This is a genomic window from Halorubrum tibetense (genome assembly GCF_042661865.1).
Classification (GTDB): domain Archaea; phylum Halobacteriota; class Halobacteria; order Halobacteriales; family Haloferacaceae; genus Halorubrum; species Halorubrum tibetense.
Window position 1 is genome coordinate 1 of sequence record NZ_JBHSWW010000648.1, and the last position, 600, is coordinate 600.

Below are 600 nucleotides of genomic sequence, written 5' to 3' on the forward strand. Positions count from 1 at the left end.
CGCATCAAGAGAACCCTTATTCTTCAACGCATCGGAATCTGGAGACATCGTTACAATACTGCGCGATGAAACATTTGACCTATCTATTGATCGCCGAGCTGCTGGAGAAGATTGGCAGGGGCTTCAGAACTTCTACCGGTGTGGCTCAGTTGACATGCCAAACCCATGCACTGATATAACCAGAGACCTGACCTTGCTTAACAGCCCAACGGTGGATAGCGAAGAAATATACATCCCCATTGCGGAAACTCATACAACCGAAAAGCGACTTAAATACCTACGCAAAACACTCTCCACAGTCTGGGAAGAGTTCACTATCGCCAATCTCGACAAAAATACTTATCCGCGTGCCACACGTAGCGGCAACCGCGTAGCGTTTTTCTATAGCGAAAACGGAAGTCTTATTTCCCACACGGGTGATATTGCTCAAACGCTCACCCGAACTGACTTAGGTCGCCTTAATAGCGGTATCTGGACAGGTACATACAAAAAACAAGACGCTAACCTCCCAATCGCGACGCTAACGTCCTTCAGCGATACGAATACTCAAGAAACCCAATTACACGTATTGCTGGACAATGGCACTACTGTGAGCAAGTC

1 protein-coding gene is annotated in these 600 nt (G+C 47.3%); it reads left to right on the forward strand.

Going from position 1 to position 600, the window contains the following annotated elements; translation table 11 throughout:
• Window positions 1-600: hypothetical protein (locus ACFQEU_RS17530; protein WP_379784234.1), on the forward strand; the 600-nt coding region annotated here is incomplete at both ends.